The following is a 15,554-nucleotide window of genomic DNA, read 5'->3' on the forward strand; positions in this document are numbered from 1 at the left end:
GCGCCAGTCTTCCGTCATGCCACCATGTTGTAGCTTATCGTGATCCCGGCGTCGGCCTTGCAGACCTGAGCTTTTACGCACCAGGTGTCCTCGATGTTTGCCGGCGTCAGAACCGCTTCGGGCGCGCCCGTGGCGGCGATCTGCCCGGCCTTCAGGAGGATCAGACGCTGGCAATAATTGGCCGCAAGATTGAGATCGTGCAGTGCAACCACCACCGTAAGCGGCAGCTGTGAAACGAGCCGCATCAGCTCCAGCTGGTGCTGAATGTCCAGGTGGTTTGTCGGTTCATCGAGCAACAGCACCTGCGGCTGCTGGGCCAGCGCGCGGGCTATCTGGCTTCGCTGGCGTTCTCCGCCAGACAAAGAGTGCCATCGCCGCTGGCGTAAGCGGCATAACTGCATCAGGCCAATCGCCTGCTCAACCGCAGCCTCATCGTCGCGCGAGGTTTTCTGGAATGTTTTCCGGTAGGGCGTACGCCCCAGTCTGACAATGTCCTCAACGGTCAGTTCTCCGTCGACCTCAGCATGTTGCGGGACAAACGCCATGTGCTGCGCGCGTTTTTTCAGCGGCATCATGCCTAGCGTTGTGCCATTAAGCGCCACGCGTTCACTGAGTCGTGGAAACAGCCCGGCGAGACAGCGCAGCAGCGTCGACTTGCCCGAGCCGTTTGGCCCTAACAGGCCGATAATCTGCCCGGATGGCAGGTCGAGATCGATATCCTTAAGCACCGTCTGCGCTTGTCGGGTTACGGTTAACCCGGCCACAGTAATATTCATGGATGCTCCTTTCGGTTTTGATAAAGCAACGCCACAAAGACGGGGGCGCCCACCAGCGCAGTCACCACCCCGATGGGCAGAACCTGGTGCACAATCAGCGTGCGTGAGACGATATCGGCGAGGATCATAAAGTGGGCGCCGATAAGAAACGTCAGCGGGATAGATAGACGATGGCCCGGCCCACATAGCATGCGCGTTACATGGGGAATGACCAGCCCGACAAACCCCACTGCGCCCGTGGCGCTCACCAGCGTTGCGGTAACAATGGCACAGGTCAGCAATAAGACAATACGCACGGCGGTAACCGGGATCCCCAGCGTGGTGGAGACCTCATCCCCGAAGGTGAAGGTGTCCAGCGCCCGTGAAAAGAGCAATACCACCAGTAAACCCGCAAGCGTAACGGCCAGCGCCAGCAGCGCGTCAGGCCAGCGCACGCCGCTCAGACTTCCCAGCAGCCAGAACATGACGCTACGGGACTGCTCGGCATTGGCGGACGTACTGACGACGTACGCGGTCATGGCGTTGAAGAGCTGGGTGCCCGCAATGCCAGCCAGCAAAATGCGCGACGGGCTTTCACTCATCCCGTTCGTAATCACCATGATGAGCGCAAAGGCGGCGCACGAGCCGACAAACGCACCGCTGCTTACGCCAATCACGCTCCCCCCGATGCCGAGAAGCATCACGCAGACGGCCCCCAGCGATGCGCCCGCGGAAATCCCCAGCAGATAAGGCTCAGCCAGAGGGTTACGCAGGATCGACTGTAACACCAGCCCGCACAACGCCAGGCCGCCGCCGTTGCACGCGGCCATTACTGCCCGGCTCATGCGATATTGCCAGACGATACCTTCCTCCGTTTGCGGCAAAGCATAAGAGGTCAAACCCAGTCCGTTGAGGATCGCTTTCCCGGTACTGGCATACGACACCGGCATATCACCGATACTGGCGGCAAAGACCAGCATCAGCGGCAGCGCCATGGCACCTGCTGCCAGTAAACCCTGCTGGCGGCGGTCAAAAGCGAAATGACTCATTGTTCATCCTGGAAAGAAGCCAGCCGATCGCTGATAAGCTCAACCGCATCGACGTTACGCAATGAAGGGTTTAACGACATCGCTGGCACCACGATGATGTGGTTGTTCCTGACCGCAGGCATGTTCTTTGTCACCGGGTCACTGCGCAAGAACGCTTTTTTTACCTCAACGTCATCGGCAGGGTAGAGCCTGCGGGACATCCCGGCGATAACAATCACGTCCGGCTGCGAGCGGGCTATATGTTCCCACGTTACAGCGGGCCATTCGTCGTGAGAGTCAATAATGTTCTTCAACCCCAGCGTGCGGCTGATCCAGCCAGGCGCGCCGTAATTCCCGGCCACCCAGGGATCGCCATTCAGACGGCTGCTGGAGAACCAGAATACAACGCTAAGCGGTTTCGCGGAGGCGCGCGCCTGGGCCTTTTTAATACGCTCCGCCAGCGCACGATTGAGCTGCTCACCTCGCGCGGAAACATCAAAAATCGTCGCCAGATCTGTCACTTCCCGTGTAATTTCCGCCAGTGAAAACGGCGCGCTACGTGCTCCGTCTGCGTTTGAGGTTTCCGTTACCGTTTTATCCGTGCAGTCGGCAGGGGAGATCCACGTATTAATCCCCAGCGACGCAAACTGCTCACGGGTTCCCACTTCTCCCTGCGGACCAATGTGCCAGTGATACTGTGCGAGAACGAGTTCAGGTTTCTGTCCTACCACGGCCTCAAAGGAGGGGGAATTATCCGCAAGCCTGGGGAGGTTTTTCCCGGCATCCTCCAGCGGGGCCGGGAGCTTGCCGAACCAGACTGACGTCGCGGCGATCGTTTTCTCCAGCCCCAGTGCGAGCAGTAATTCTGTTTCATGCTGACCCACGGTCACGACGCGCTGAGGAGCCTGCGTAAAGGTCTGCTTAACGCCGCAATTTTCAATCGTGAGGGGCCAGGTGGTTGCGGCGAAAGCGGCAGGCGCCATGGAGAGCAGTGAAGCCAGAAATAACCCATTTTTAAGTAACATAGAACGCAATCCGAAATTGTTATGTTATAACATAATACATATATTGTGACTGAGAGCAACACGCTCACCGTCGCTTGTTGCAGAAACGAAAGGCTGGACTATTCTCAACATACCCACCTGGCATTCGCGGGTTGCCTGAAAAATAACAAGATTTCTGACCTGGGGTAGTAAGGATGAAAAAGATCCTGCTCGCGTTTGCGTTCTGTTTTGCCGCCCTGAGCGCCTTCTCATCGTATGCCGCAGAGCCCCGCCAGGCGCCTACGGAGCAGGAGCGCGCCCGAACGGTCTACATCTTCCATCAGCCCATCGTCATGCTCCAGGCGAAATTTGGCCTGACCACGCCGGAAGAACGCGTTTTACGCATCCGCAACACCCTGCGCAATTTTACCGAGGCGGATGTGCGTGAGCCGCTCAGCATCGTCCCCGTGACCCGCTATAACCAGCAGGGACGGCTAATAGTGATGAACGGGAAACCTGTGATGCTGCTGACGGAAGGGGATTTGGACGAAGGGGACGATCTTACCCTCAATCAGGCCGCACAGCGCGTGCTGGCGCGCATGGAAGCGCAAAGGATGGCGCTGCGCGATCAATACGATACCGGCTGGCTATTTGCTCTCTCCGCCGCCTGGCCGTTTCTTCCCGGTGCAAACTCGCTGGCGTTTAAAGGTATTAGCGTCTTCTTTGGCCTGATGTTAACGCTGGGCTCGGCAGGGGTGATGAACCATGCCATGAGCGGTCTGGTCCTGATTTACTCCCGCGCGCTGCGCAAAGGCGATGTCATTCGGGTGGCGGATAACGAAGGCAAGGTCAGTGAAATTGGCATGCTGGCGACCAAAATTATTACCCGGGAAAATTATGTCGTTACCGTGCCCAACGCGGTGGTGGTGAGCGGTAAGATCACCAATCTGAGCGCGCTACAGCCCGATGGCAGCCTCAATCTGACGGTCAGCGTCACGATCGGTTATGACACCCCATGGCGTCAGGTGCATGCCATGCTGGAGCTGGCCGCGAAACGGGCAAAAGGGATTGACCTTTCCGAGCCGCCGCTGGTACGCCAGTTAGGGTTAATGGACTGGTATATCGCTTACGAATTGCAGGTCCGTCTGCTGCCCGAACAGTCCCTCGCGGTTGCCCGCAATGAACTGCATAGCCAGATACAGGATGTGTTTAACGAATTTAACGTGCAGATCATGTCCCCGAATTTTGTTATGCAGCCAGAGGGCAGCGTAATGGTTGCCAAAGAGAACTGGTATACCGCGCCAGCCAAACCCCCTCAGGGCGAAACGTGACGGCCCGTTTTTTTTGTGGCAAGGCAAAATGTTACAGCTTTTAATCGACGATCGCCGATTTTACACGGGTCATCGCCAGAATGTTTTTTGAGCGCATATTTAATTTCTCGAGGATCCTCACGCGGTAGGTGCTGGTCGTTTTTTGTGACAGTTGCAGCTTTTTCGCGATCTCATGGTTTTCCAAATGAAACAGCTTCAGCACGTCATATTCGCGTCGCGTAAAGGAGTGTGTCCTGAGCGCCCGGTAAAAGCGCATCAGCTGCTGAAAAGGGTGAGCAGTAAAATGCATCGACGAATAGATAATATTATCGATTCTCACTGCGCGGTTGGCTTCTATCTCATGCATCAGGACAATGTAATCACGCTTAACTTTTTTGACCTGCCGAATGGTTTTATTGCGTAACTTATCCTGTTCAATCGCAATGATAAAATCCATCGCCTGATCGACCCCATCAAGATCGTGAATATCCGCGTCATCGCGAATCAAATGGGTTGATGTCAGGGAGCTTGATACGCCCTGGCAAAGGTAGTAGTTATCACTGATAAATAAAAAATTCATAATCGTCGTTAAATAAAGTCATGGCTAATCTCTTATCGCAGTGATCCACGGTTAATGGGTGTTGTGCGAAAAAGAGTCTAAATGACCACCCGCGAATCTAATAAACGTTATGAATGTAAAAATAAATGTTTACATTTTAGCCAGTCGATGGCGAAGAAATCAGCGGGACGGAAGGGGAGGACGGAAGACGTGTAATGTTATGCAATTTCGTGCTTTACATCATGCTCAGAGATGTTTATAGTGCGCCTCACTTTGGAAGCGTGGCCGAGCGGTTGAAGGCACCGGTCTTGAAAACCGGCGACCCGAAAGGGTTCTAGAGTTCGAATCTCTACGCTTCCGCCAAATTCGAAAACCCTGCGATAGCAATATCGCAGGGTTTTTTCGTTATTCCAGCCCCAGCGTATACTGCGCGATTTTGAAGTAGATAATCAGCCCGGTCCCGTCGATTAGCGTGGCGATAAACGGTGCGGAGACTACCGCCGGATCGATTTTGCAGCGTTTCAGTACCATCGGGATCACCGACGAGACGATGGCGCTCCACAGTGTAATGCAGACCAGCGTCAGGCTGACGATGAGCGTGATTTCCATCCCAATACCCATCATCCAGGCGCGAACGCAGCCCGCCAGACCCAGCGTGGCGGCAATCATTAACGAGGTGCTGATCTCTTTGCGCAGCACGCGACCCACATCGCGAAGGTGGACTTCACCCAGCGCCATGGCGCGCACCAGCGTCGAGGTGATCTGCGTCCCGCTGTTTCCGCCGGTGCCAATCAGCAGCGGAATAAAGAACGCCAGCGCGATGGCAGATTCCAGCGCCTCTTCAAAATGCTGGATCACCGAACTGGTATACGCTTCCGCAACAAACAGCAGCAGCAGCCAGACGGAGCGTTTCTTCCACAGGCTGAAGGCGCTGGTTTCCAGATAGGGCTTCTCCAGCGGCAGCGTCGCCCCCTGAAGCTGGGCATCTTCAGTAACGTCATCTTCCAGCAGATGGGCGATTTCACGCTCGGTAAGGCAGCCCACCAGCTTGCCGTGGGTCACCACCGGCACTACATCCGCACCAGCGTGCGCCAGCAGCCCGGCGACATCCGCCCGCTCATCTTCCGGTTTGAGCTGAATAAAATCCGATATCATCAACCCCTTAACAGGCTGCACGGTGTCCGTGGCCTGCAATAATTTGCGTACGGCGATTAAACCCGCGAGGCGACCGTTATCTTCGATAAAAATATGCGACGGAATATCATCATCTTTTAATTTTTCAAAGAACTGCTCGCGTGCCAGAGCTACGCATAATGAAATATCGATAACGATAAAATCGGTATTCATATATTGCGCGATGGCGCTGTCATTAAAAGCCAGGTTTTGGTTGTGAATAGCGTAAGACATAGTAAATTCCCTTTGAATAATAAAATCTCTCAGGGGCGAGCAAGACAGGGCATGTCGGAAAGGAGATCCCCACGTCCTGGGTTCAGCACTGTACACCGTATCCCACAAGGGAAGTTATACTGACAAAGCCTTGATTCGACAGTGCCTGTTTTACCCTGTGCCGGTTCTCTCGAACCCACCAGAGCGATAACGTGTATTTGTACAGGAGCCTCGCCATAACGAGATCGTTGTAAAACGAGAGGGATAATACGCCTGTTTAAATTTAGTGCTCAGAAAATTAAATAATGTTTAAGAACGGTTTAGGTAAATCTTATTAATAAAATGTTGAGGGTTTATTTAAGGTTATTCATTTTAAATGGACAATTAAATTATTAGCGGGGGAGGGGAAAATGGCATGGGTTGATAACCTGCTGAATCATTTTGCGCTGTATCCGGCACATCTGTTTGTGCTGTTATTCGTGATGGCGCTGAGCAAATCGACGGTGCTGATCTCCTCCGTGCTGCCGCCTGCGTCGGTGATGCTGCTGGCGGGTATTACCGTCAGCCAGGGGAGCATGCATCCTGCGCTGACGTGGCTCGCCGTAGTGATGGGGGCAACGGCAGGTTCGATGCTGAATTACCATATCGGCCAACTGATGGGGCATACCCGGATGGTCACGCGCTTCACCTCAAAGCATGCCAATAAGTTCCTGCGGGTCCAGCATCAGCTGCAAAAGAACGGGGTCATCGTGCTTTTTACGTCGCGCTTCCTGGCGGTGTTGCGTTACATCGTTCCGCTGGCGGCCGGGATGCTCAGGCTGAACGCCGTCAAGGTCTACGCCGTCAGCCTGCTTTCCGCCTGTGCGTGGGCGGCGCTGTATGTCGGCGCGGTCACCGGCATCAGCGCCTTTTGAATTACAGGCTCCCCATTCCGCCGTCCACCAGCAGTTCCGTTCCCACCGTGTAGCTCGACTCGTCGGAGGCCAGATAGAGTGCGGCTTTTGCCAGCTCGGTCGTCGAGCCCATTCTGCCCAGCGGCACCAGCTTAATGACCTCTGCCATCATCGCGTTAAGCGCCTCGTCGCTTAAGCCCGTTTTCGTAAACGCCGGGGTTTCCACCGGACCGGGACTCAGACCGTTGACGCGGATCCCGCGCGGCAGCAGCTCCGCCGACAGTGTACGCGCCAGCGACAGCAGGGCGGCCTTGCTCGCGGCATACGCGCTGCTGGTGGGCAGGCCGATGCGCGCGCTCACGGAGCCGCAGAGGATCACCGAGGATGGGTTATTCAGCAGCGGCAGCAGCGCCTGAATTAAAAAGAACGGTCCCTTCAGGTTGATGTTCATCAGACGGTCCCAGGCCTCTTCCTGCCAGACTTCCAGCGGCGCGTGCGTTACGTCACCGGCGTTGAGAAAGACCGCATCCAGGCGTGGCCAGCGGGCGGTGAGGGACTCCGCCAGCGCTTTTTGCGACGAAATATCGCCTGCGTCGGTTGGGATCACCCAGGCCTTATCGCCCAGAATGCGCTCTGCTTCGGCGAGGGTATCCGGGTTGCGTCCGGTCACGGCGACGCGCGCCCCTTCGGCGATAAACGCCTGCGCGGTGGCGAGACCGATACCGCTGGTGCCGCCGGTAATCAACGTATACTTATCGGTTAAACGACCCATGTTCTTCTCCTGAAATGTCTCTGGAGAAAGCACTATAGAAACGTTAGTATCGAAAGGAAACCAGGTACCAACTGGATACTAACGAGGCAAGAGGTGTGAAATGGCAGAGCTGCTGGAAGCGTGCTGCGAAAAAAAATCTGAGGCGTATACCTGCCCGATGACGCAGTTTGTGAATCTGATTTCCGGTAAGTGGGCGATCCCCATTCTCTATCGCCTGATTGTGTTCAATACGCCCGTTCGCTTTGGCGATCTGCTGCGTGCCGCTGCCCCCATCACCCAGAAAGAGCTGACGAAGCAGCTGCGCCTGTTTGAGCAGCGCGGTCTGGTGACGCGAACGGTCTACCCGGAGATCCCGCCGCGCGTGGAGTATCAGATCACCGAGCTGGGGCTAACCCTTCAGGACGCACTCTCGCCGCTGGCCGCCTGGATGAGCGAATACGGTGACCAGCTTCAGCGTTAGGCTACTGTTTTACGTAGCGCGGATCCCCGCTTCATCGGTGAGATAGGCCACCAGAATATCGACTGCGACCCCGTAGCGCGCGTCGCGAACAATCAGCAGCGACCACCAGTCGCCGATAATATCCAGCGAACGGGCGACGGGGCAGGTGCTCTCTTCAAGGCGGGTACGTTTCACAGCGAATTCTCCGGTGGGGTATGGTTTTTTTATAAAACTCATCGGCACACGCCGTAAGCACGTTAATCATCAGTTTGAGAAATGCTTCCCGAAAAACCTGTCACGGATCTGTCACACTCAGGGCGACATTAAAAACGTGTGAGGAATTAGGGATGAGAAAAGCACTACTCGCAGTTGCCGTGGCATGTACCCTTTCCGTGACCTTTGGCGCACAGGCGCAGGACACGCCGGACGGCTATCAGCTGGAACAGGTGCTCATCATGAGCCGCCACAACCTGCGCGCGCCGCTTGCCAATAACGGCAGCGTGCTGGAGCAGTCCACGCCGAAGCAGTGGCCGGAGTGGGACGTCCCGGGTGGACAGCTCACCACCAAAGGCGGCGTACTGGAAGTGTATATGGGTCACTATATGCGCGAGTGGCTGGCAGAGCAGGGGATGGTGAAGACGGGTGAATGCCCGCCAGCGGATACCGTCTATGCCTACGCCAACAGCCTCCAGCGCACCGTGGCGACCGCGCAGTTCTTTATCACCGGCGCGTTCCCCGGGTGCGATGTTCCTGTGCATCACCAGGAAAAAATGGGCACCATGGACCCCACCTTCAATCCGGTCATTACCGATAACTCCCCTGAGTTTCGCGAGAAAGCGCTGAAAGCGATGGAGACGGAACGGCAGAAAATGCAGCTGGATGAAAGCTACAAACTGCTGGAACAGCTGACAAACTACAGCGACTCGCCGTCCTGCAAGGAGAAAAAAGTCTGCTCCCTGACGGAGGCGAAAGATACGTTCAGCGCCGATTATGAAAAAGAGCCGGGCGTCTCTGGGCCGCTGAAGGTGGGTAACTCGCTGGTGGATGCGTTCACGCTACAGTATTACGAAGGCTTCCCGACAGACCAGGTGGCCTGGGGGGAAATCAAAACCGATCAGCAGTGGCGCGTGCTGTCGAAGCTGAAAAACGGCTATCAGGACTCGCTGTTTACGTCGACGGAGGTGGCGCAGAACGTGGCTAAACCGCTGGTGAAGTACATTGATAAAGCGCTGGTGACCGACCAGGCAAAAGCGCCAAAAATCACCCTGCTGGTGGGGCACGACTCTAACATCGCCTCGCTGCTGACCGCGCTGGACTTCAGGCCTTATCAGCTGCACGACCAGCAGGAAAGAACCCCGATTGGCGGTAAAATTGTCTTCCAGCGCTGGCATGACAAAAACACTAATCAGGAGCTGATGAAAATTGAGTATGTCTACCAGAGTTCAGATCAACTGCGTAACGCCAGCGTACTGTCGCTGCAATCCCCTGCGCAGCGCGTGACGCTGGAGCTGAAGGGCTGTCCGGTGGATGGCAACGGCTTCTGTCCTGTCGATAAATTCAATGCGGTGATGAACAACGCGGCGAAATAGAAGATAACCCCCCGCGTGGGCGGGGGGAACGTTCAGACGTTTTTACGTTCGATGGTTTGCTCGCCCCAGAACAGCGAGTCTTTGTCGGTTTTTTCGAAGGCGCGAACCAGCACTTCATCGTTGCCTTCTTCCCAAATCTGCTCAGCCAGCTTTTCGTCATAATTGGCGACTTCAAAGATGGCTTCGGCAATCTCCGGAGAGGTATTGCGTAAACTTGCCCATTCGCCCACGTGGTGAGCTTTGGATTCTTGAGTTGGCATACTTGTCCTCCTGTTGGGTTAGCCGTTCAGTTTTTTTGCAAGACCCGCGACGTATTCACCCTGATAGCGGGCGATTGAAAGTTCTTCATTGCTTGGCTGACGTGACCCATCCCCACCGGCAATGGTTGTCGCGCCATACGGTGTCCCGCCACGAACCTGGGAAACATCGAACAGTTCCTGCGCGCCGTAGCCAATCGGCACAATCACCATCCCATGATGGGCAAGGGTAGTCCAGGTGGAGGTGATCGTCTGCTCCTGGCCGCCGCCCGTGCCGGTAGAGCTGAACACGCTGGCCAGCTTGCCGTATAACGCGCCGGAGGCCCAGAGCCCGCCCGTCTGGTCGAGGAAGGTGCGCATCTGGCCGGACATATTGCCGAAGCGGGTCGGGGTGCCGAAGATAATGGCATCATAGTCCGCGAGCTCCTGCGGGGTGGCGACCGGGGCGTTTTGTGTTTTCCCCCCGGCTTTGGCGAAGGCTTCCGCCTGCATGGTTTCCGGTACGCGTTTAACCACGACCTCAACGCCGTCTACTCTGTTTGCGCCTTCTGCTACTGCGTGAGCCATGGTTTCAATGTGTCCATACATGGAATAATAGAGCACCAGAACTTTTGCCATTTTGCATCACTCCTCGTTGGTTTTTCTTACAGCGGATCGCTGCGTTCCTTTAAAGATATGACATCACAGCCAGACTGCAAAAATGAACGGCATTTCTTTGATATATAACAATATCTTTTGGTTATGCGCCTTGTAGCAAAATGAAACAACTTTCGCGGCGCGGATTTTTCAAAATATAAGAACGGCTTATGAATGACTTCCCCGACATTTCATACGAAAGGCTGAGATCATGTTGCAGAATATTACCTCTCGCTTGCCGGATAGCCGCATTACACTAAGCTTAGTTTCACGCGGCACAGATAAAGGCACTGTCCTTGAGCCGCGAGGTGAAAGAATCCTCTTTTACTGAATGCAATATGATGTCTAATGTTTCACACTCTGGAGGTTAGAGATGGCAAACCATCGTGGTGGTTCAGGTAATTTCGCTGAAGACCGTGAAAGAGCATCAGAAGCAGGTCGTAAAGGTGGCCAGTCTAGCGGGGGCAACTTTAAAAACGACCCTCAGCGCGCATCAGAGGCTGGTAAAAAAGGGGGTAAAAATAGCCACGGCAGCAACAAGTAGTACGCCGGGTTAACTCCCTGCCGCCGGGTTTCCCGGCGGTTTTTTTATGTCTGCTACATTGAACTGTCATCAAAGGCATCGCACACTACAGGATTGATTCTTCGTGCTGGTGTCCCATGTCCGTTTCCCGTTTTACCTTCTCCATTAAGCCTCAGGAAGCCATCCTGATTTTGATCACCATGTTCTGGGGCGGAACCTTTCTTGCCGTTCAGTACGCGGTCACGATGAGCGATCCGTTTTTCTTCGTGGGGCTGCGCTTTGCAACCGCGGCGATTGCCGTGGCGCTTATTTCGCTGAAAACCCTGCGCGGGTTGACCCTGAGAGAGCTTAAAGCGGGTGTCGCCATTGGCGTGGCGATTGCCATGGGCTACAGCCTGCAAACGTGGGGGCTCCAGTCTATCTCCAGCAGTAAATCCGCCTTCATCACCGCCATGTACGTACCGCTGGTGCCGCTGTTGCAGTGGTTGTGCCTCGGCAGAATGCCGGGCTTGATGTCGTGCATTGGCATCGTGCTGGCGTTCATCGGCCTTATTTTATTAGCCGGGCCGGAAAATAATCTGCTGGCGCTGGGGCCGGGGGAGATCATCACTCTGGTGGGGGCCGTCGCCATTGCGGCAGAAATTATCCTGATTAGCGCCTGGGCAGGAAAAGTGGACGTCAAGCGGGTGACGGTGGTGCAGCTTACCACCGCGTCGCTGGTGGCGTTCGCGACGATGGTGCCGGCAGGGGAGTCCGTCCCGCCGATGTCTACCGGGCTTATCGTCGTGGCGCTGGGGCTGGGCATTTTCAGCGCCATTATCCAGGTCACCATGAACTGGGCGCAGCGCAGCGTATCCCCAACTCGGGCGACGGTCATTTATACCGGTGAACCGGTATGGGCGGGTATTTTCGGGCGACTCGCCGGGGAGCGTCTGCCCCTGCTGGCGCTGGTGGGCGCGGCGTTTATTATCGCCGGGGTGCTGGTGAGCGAGTTGAAGTTAAAAAAACGACGTAAGGCGACTGCCGGATTGAGCGCTGAACAAGGGGCAGATAGCTAATAACGCGCAGCCTGCCCGTTTAGCCCGGCGGCGCTTCGCTTGCGCGGGCCTACTTGCCAATTGTAGGCCGGGTAAGCGTAGCGTCACCCGGCAAGAAAGCGGCACGTATTTCAGGTGGAGGGGGTGATGGCTTTTCCTTGCGGTACATCCCTTTTCCGGCGGCTCAGCAGGGCGTTGAGCAGGATCGCGCCGAAGGTCGCCGTGCCAATCCCGCCCACCGTAAACCCGCCCAGCGTCAGGGCGAAATCACCCGCCCCCAGCACCAGCGTCACCGCCACCATGATCAGATTACCGTTCAGGCTCAGATCAACATGATTCTGCACCCAGATGCGTGCCCCCGCCACGGCAATCAGACCAAATACCACAATCGAGGCGCCGCCAATCACGGGGGCCGGGATGGTGTGGATCAATGCGCCGAATTTCGGGGAAAAGCCGAGCAGCATCGCCATCACCGCCGCCGCCACGAAGACCAGCGTCGAGTAGACTTTGGTCACAGCCATCACGCCGATGTTTTCCGCGTAGGTCGTCACGCCGCTGCCGCCGACCGAGCCGGAGAGCATGGTCGCCAGACCGTCTCCCACAAACGCCCGCCCCATATACGGATCCATATTGCGCCCGGTCATTCCCGCTACGGCTTTCAGGTGGCCCAGGTTTTCAGCCACCAGAATCACCGCGACAGGCGCGATGAGCATCATCGCCTGAGCGTTAAAGGTGGGGGAGGTCATCTGCGGCAGGCCGAACCAGGCGGCCTGGTGAATCAGTGTGAAATCAACCGGTTTGCCGAGACCGAACACGTTCGCCAGCAGCGCGTAGACCAGACAGGCCGCAATCAGCCCGACCAGGATCAGCAGCCGTTGGATCATGCCGCGCGTAAAGACCGCCACCACGCCGATGCACAGCACCGTTATCACCGCCATCCAGCTTTCAAACGGCGAGCCGGATACGCTCTTCACCGCAATCGGCGCGAGGTTCAGGCCTATCGCCATCACCACCGCCCCGGTGACGACGGGGGGCATCATTCGCTCGATCCAGCGCGTGCCGACTTTCATCACCACCAGACCGGTCAGGGTGTAGACCAGCCCACAGGCGATAATGCCGCCGAGGGCCACGCTCAGGTTGGGGTTAATACCCTGACCGTTAAACCCGGTCGCTGCAATGACCACCCCAACGAAGGCGGCGCTGGAGCCCAGATAGCTGGGCACACGCCCGCCGGTGACAAAAAAGAACAGCAGGGTACCCATACCCGACATCAAAATGGCGAGGTTAGGATCCAGCCCCATCAGCATGGGCATCAGCACCGTCGCCCCAAACATCGCGACCGCATGCTGCACGCCCATCACCATGGTCTGCCCGAGCGGGAGCCTTTCATCCGGCGCGACCACGCCTGCTTCTGTGGAGGTCGATTTCAACTGCCAGTGGGGAAGTCCGAACATGATCTGTCTCCTGAATGCGGATTAACAGGCGGGTCGCATAAGTGCGTGATAGCCGCGGTCAAACCACACCAGCCCTTGCGGCGCCGGGTGGCGTACGATGGATACAATGTCGCAGAACAGAATGTCGTGAGTGCCAACGCTCACCACCTGGCTGATGCGGCAGTCGAACGAGGCCAGCGCATTTTCCAGACGTGGGCAGCCCGTGTCGCCTGTCTGCCAGCGAGCGGCGGCAAAGCGTTCCGCCATCGGCGTTTTCCCGCCAAACAGGTTGGATAATGGCTCCTGTCCGGCACTCAGCGTATTAACACACAGGGTGCGGTTCTCGCTGAAAATCGGCCAGACGGACGCGCCACGGTTGAGGCAAACCAGCAGAGTGGGCGGGGTATCGGTTACGCTGCATACCGCGCTGGCGGTGAAACCCGCTTTTCCCGCCGGGCCGTCGGTGGTGATGATATTGACTGCCGCACCGACGCAGGCCATGGCATCACGGAACGTTTGTTGATCGAGGGTCGTCATGATGGCTCCTTATTTACGCCAGCCCGCAGGCATCGTCAAAGGCCAGACGCGGCAGGCGTCCGTACAGTTTGCTCATATCGCCATAGCCGATGTTAATCAGCAGATTGCTTTTGAGCAGCGTGCCCGTGAAAAAGGCCGCGTCCACTTTTTCCCGGTCAAAACCCGACATCGGCCCAGTGTCCAGCCCGAGCGCGCGGCAGGCGAAAATCAGGTACGCGGCCTGCATTGAGCTGTTGCGAAAGGCGGTCTCTTCCGCCAGCGCGGGGCTTGCGGTAAACCAGCTTCTGGCATCGCCGTGCGGGAACAGTTCAGGCAGGCGCTCATAAAACTCGCTGTCCCAGGCGACAATCGCCGTGACCGGGGCCGTGAGCGTTTTCTCCAGGTTGCCGCTGGAAAGCGCCGGGCGGAGCTTCTCTTTTCCTTCCGGGCTTCGCACAAACACAATGCGCGCCGGTGAGCAGTTGGCGGACGTCGGCCCCCATTTCATCAGGTCATAAATCTCGCGCAGCGTCTCGTCACTGACCGGTATATCCAGCCAGCCGTTATGGGTACGTGCGCCGGTAAACAGCGTTTCCAGCGCGGCGGGCGTGATGGCTTCGCTCATTCAAGCTCCTTACAAAGCGGGTTCTGGGCTGTGCAGCAGGCTCGCAAGCCCGTTCAGCAGCAGAGTGTTAAAGGTGTCCGGCGCGGTAACGTTGCAGGCATGCCCGCCCTGGCGCATGACCGTTTTGCGGGCGTGCGGGAGGGCGGCGTGCAGTTCAGCGGAGCAGACGGACGGCACCAGCAGATCGTCGGTGGAACAGATAATCTGCACGGGGCAGCGAACGCGTGCCGCGTGGCGGCTAAAATCGGCCTGCTTCAGGGCATGTAGCCTGCGCAGCAGATTGGCTTTGCCCTGAAAGTGGGCCAGCGCCAGCGCGTCCTCGGCCTCCAGCCGCGGGGCGCGGGCGGCCATCCAGTCTGCCGGGTAGAGGAACAACGGCTGCGCCTCTACCCACGCCTGCGCGCCGCCCGCATGCAGCAGGCGTTCGCGAACGTCAAAACAGCGGCGGGTATGGGCATTGAGGGTCAGCCAGCCGTTGACGCAGACCAGCGCGGTGAGGGCGTCGGGCTTATCGATAGCCAGCCGCAGGCCGACCAGCGCCCCCAGCGCGTGACCGACCACGCAGTAACGGGCGATCCCGGCCCCGGCTAACGCCAGCGCGAGCTCGTCGGCCATGTGTGCGAGGGTGTAGTCTTCCGGCAGGGTATCCGGATTATTCCCCGTGCCCCGCTGGTCGTAGCACACCACCTGATACTCCTGCCCCAGCACGGCGAGCTGAGGCAGCCAGTAGTTGCCGCTGCCGCCGAGCCCGGCAATCAGCACCACCACGGGCGCACCCGCAAAGGGGGGCGGGGAAATGGACAGTTTCATGGC

At 57.1% G+C, this 15,554-nt stretch carries 18 protein-coding genes, 1 tRNA gene, 1 pseudogene and 1 riboswitch; of the genes and pseudogenes, 7 read left to right on the forward strand and 13 right to left on the reverse strand.

Annotated elements, in window-relative coordinates:
• Positions 1–14: 14 nt before the first annotated feature.
• From ACWKXX_RS03695 to ACWKXX_RS03705, 3 genes are read right to left on the reverse strand one after another with little or no spacing between them, the layout of a single operon-like run.
• Entirely contained in the window at positions 15–776 is a 762-nt protein-coding gene (locus ACWKXX_RS03695; protein ID WP_015570887.1) for an ABC transporter ATP-binding protein, read from the reverse strand.
• Entirely contained in the window at positions 773–1,804 is a 1,032-nt protein-coding gene (locus ACWKXX_RS03700; protein WP_017384785.1) for a FecCD family ABC transporter permease, read from the reverse strand. Before ACWKXX_RS03700 ends, ACWKXX_RS03695 begins: the two co-directional genes overlap by 4 nt.
• The gene (locus ACWKXX_RS03705) at positions 1,801–2,808 is read right to left on the reverse strand and encodes an ABC transporter substrate-binding protein (RefSeq protein ID WP_047731344.1); all 1,008 of its coding nucleotides are present in this window, start codon (positions 2,806–2,808) and stop codon (positions 1,801–1,803) included. The genes ACWKXX_RS03700 and ACWKXX_RS03705 overlap by 4 nt, the downstream gene beginning before the upstream one ends.
• Positions 2,809–2,981: 173 nt before the next feature.
• Between ACWKXX_RS03705 and ACWKXX_RS03710 the strand changes: the two genes are divergently transcribed.
• The gene (locus ACWKXX_RS03710) at positions 2,982–4,097 is read left to right on the forward strand and encodes a mechanosensitive ion channel family protein (protein WP_261666317.1); all 1,116 of its coding nucleotides are present in this window, start codon (positions 2,982–2,984) and stop codon (positions 4,095–4,097) included.
• A 40-nt stretch (positions 4,098–4,137) separates the two neighbouring features.
• Here ACWKXX_RS03710 and ACWKXX_RS03715 read toward each other — a convergent pair whose 3' ends face one another.
• Positions 4,138–4,656: a LuxR C-terminal-related transcriptional regulator gene (locus tag ACWKXX_RS03715; protein ID WP_023303404.1), complete on the reverse strand. Its 519-nt coding sequence runs from the start codon at positions 4,654–4,656 to the stop codon at positions 4,138–4,140.
• Between the two features lie 254 nt (positions 4,657–4,910).
• Between ACWKXX_RS03715 and ACWKXX_RS03720 the strand changes: the two genes are divergently transcribed.
• Positions 4,911–4,998: transfer RNA gene (locus ACWKXX_RS03720), tRNA-Ser, on the forward strand.
• 42 nt (positions 4,999–5,040) lie between these two features.
• Here ACWKXX_RS03720 and ACWKXX_RS03725 read toward each other — a convergent pair.
• On the reverse strand, positions 5,041–6,042 hold the full coding sequence (locus ACWKXX_RS03725; protein ID WP_015570882.1) for a magnesium transporter: 1,002 nt from the start codon (positions 6,040–6,042) through the stop codon (positions 5,041–5,043).
• A gap of 60 nt (positions 6,043–6,102) precedes the next feature.
• Positions 6,103–6,272: riboswitch (M-box (ykoK) riboswitch) on the reverse strand.
• 159 nt (positions 6,273–6,431) lie between these two features.
• On the opposite strand from ACWKXX_RS03725, the gene ACWKXX_RS03730 reads away from it, so the two are divergent.
• Positions 6,432–6,935 carry a DedA family protein gene (locus ACWKXX_RS03730; RefSeq protein WP_017384781.1) on the forward strand — a complete coding sequence of 168 codons (504 nt, stop codon included), beginning with the start codon at positions 6,432–6,434 and terminating at the stop codon, positions 6,933–6,935.
• 1 nt (position 6,936) lies between these two features.
• On the opposite strand, the gene ACWKXX_RS03735 is transcribed toward ACWKXX_RS03730, so the two are convergent.
• Complete coding sequence (locus ACWKXX_RS03735) at positions 6,937–7,686, reverse strand: SDR family oxidoreductase (protein ID WP_017384780.1); 750 nt, start codon at positions 7,684–7,686, stop codon at positions 6,937–6,939.
• Between the two features lie 100 nt (positions 7,687–7,786).
• Between ACWKXX_RS03735 and ACWKXX_RS03740 the strand changes: the two genes are divergently transcribed.
• A complete protein-coding gene (locus ACWKXX_RS03740; RefSeq protein ID WP_017384779.1) occupies positions 7,787–8,146 on the forward strand; it encodes a winged helix-turn-helix transcriptional regulator in 360 nt (119 codons plus the stop codon).
• A gap of 66 nt (positions 8,147–8,212) precedes the next feature.
• Here the strand turns inward: ACWKXX_RS03740 and ACWKXX_RS03745 are convergent.
• Positions 8,213–8,320: pseudogene (locus ACWKXX_RS03745) on the reverse strand (winged helix-turn-helix transcriptional regulator); the annotation flags it as partial.
• 152 nt (positions 8,321–8,472) lie between these two features.
• Between ACWKXX_RS03745 and agp the strand changes: the two are divergent.
• Positions 8,473–9,714 (forward strand): bifunctional glucose-1-phosphatase/inositol phosphatase, encoded by a 1,242-nt coding sequence (agp, locus tag ACWKXX_RS03750; RefSeq protein ID WP_047726845.1) that lies wholly within the window; start codon positions 8,473–8,475, stop codon positions 9,712–9,714.
• Positions 9,715–9,746: 32 nt separating this feature from the next.
• On the opposite strand, the gene ACWKXX_RS03755 is transcribed toward agp, so the two are convergent.
• Positions 9,747–9,974: a YccJ family protein gene (locus ACWKXX_RS03755; protein ID WP_006809324.1), complete on the reverse strand. Its 228-nt coding sequence runs from the start codon at positions 9,972–9,974 to the stop codon at positions 9,747–9,749.
• Positions 9,975–9,992: 18 nt separating this feature from the next.
• Positions 9,993–10,589, reverse strand: a complete 597-nt coding sequence (gene wrbA, locus ACWKXX_RS03760; protein WP_006809323.1) for an NAD(P)H:quinone oxidoreductase — start codon at positions 10,587–10,589, stop codon at positions 9,993–9,995.
• A 391-nt stretch (positions 10,590–10,980) separates the two neighbouring features.
• On the opposite strand from wrbA, the gene ACWKXX_RS03765 reads away from it, so the two are divergent.
• Together ACWKXX_RS03765 and ACWKXX_RS03770 are read left to right on the forward strand one after the other, a co-directional pair.
• The gene (locus ACWKXX_RS03765; protein ID WP_001273664.1) at positions 10,981–11,151 is read left to right on the forward strand and encodes a con-10 family general stress protein; all 171 of its coding nucleotides are present in this window, start codon (positions 10,981–10,983) and stop codon (positions 11,149–11,151) included.
• Between the two features lie 116 nt (positions 11,152–11,267).
• A complete protein-coding gene (locus ACWKXX_RS03770) occupies positions 11,268–12,188 on the forward strand; it encodes a DMT family transporter (protein ID WP_017384777.1) in 921 nt (306 codons plus the stop codon).
• Positions 12,189–12,298: 110 nt separating this feature from the next.
• Here ACWKXX_RS03770 and rutG read toward each other — a convergent pair whose 3' ends face one another.
• The 4 genes from rutG to rutD are packed head-to-tail and all read right to left on the reverse strand — an operon-like array spanning position 12,299 to position 15,551.
• Entirely contained in the window at positions 12,299–13,621 is a 1,323-nt protein-coding gene (gene rutG / locus ACWKXX_RS03775) for a pyrimidine utilization transport protein G (protein ID WP_261666316.1), read from the reverse strand.
• A gap of 21 nt (positions 13,622–13,642) precedes the next feature.
• A complete protein-coding gene (gene rutF, locus ACWKXX_RS03780; protein ID WP_032619953.1) occupies positions 13,643–14,137 on the reverse strand; it encodes an NADH-dependent FMN reductase RutF in 495 nt (164 codons plus the stop codon).
• A gap of 13 nt (positions 14,138–14,150) precedes the next feature.
• Positions 14,151–14,741 (reverse strand): malonic semialdehyde reductase, encoded by a 591-nt coding sequence (locus tag ACWKXX_RS03785; protein ID WP_032619952.1) that lies wholly within the window; start codon positions 14,739–14,741, stop codon positions 14,151–14,153.
• A gap of 9 nt (positions 14,742–14,750) precedes the next feature.
• Complete coding sequence (gene rutD, locus ACWKXX_RS03790; RefSeq protein ID WP_047717625.1) at positions 14,751–15,551, reverse strand: pyrimidine utilization protein D; 801 nt, start codon at positions 15,549–15,551, stop codon at positions 14,751–14,753.
• Between the last annotated feature and the right edge of the window lie 3 nt (positions 15,552–15,554).

This window comes from Enterobacter sp. UPMP2061 (assembly GCF_053709615.1).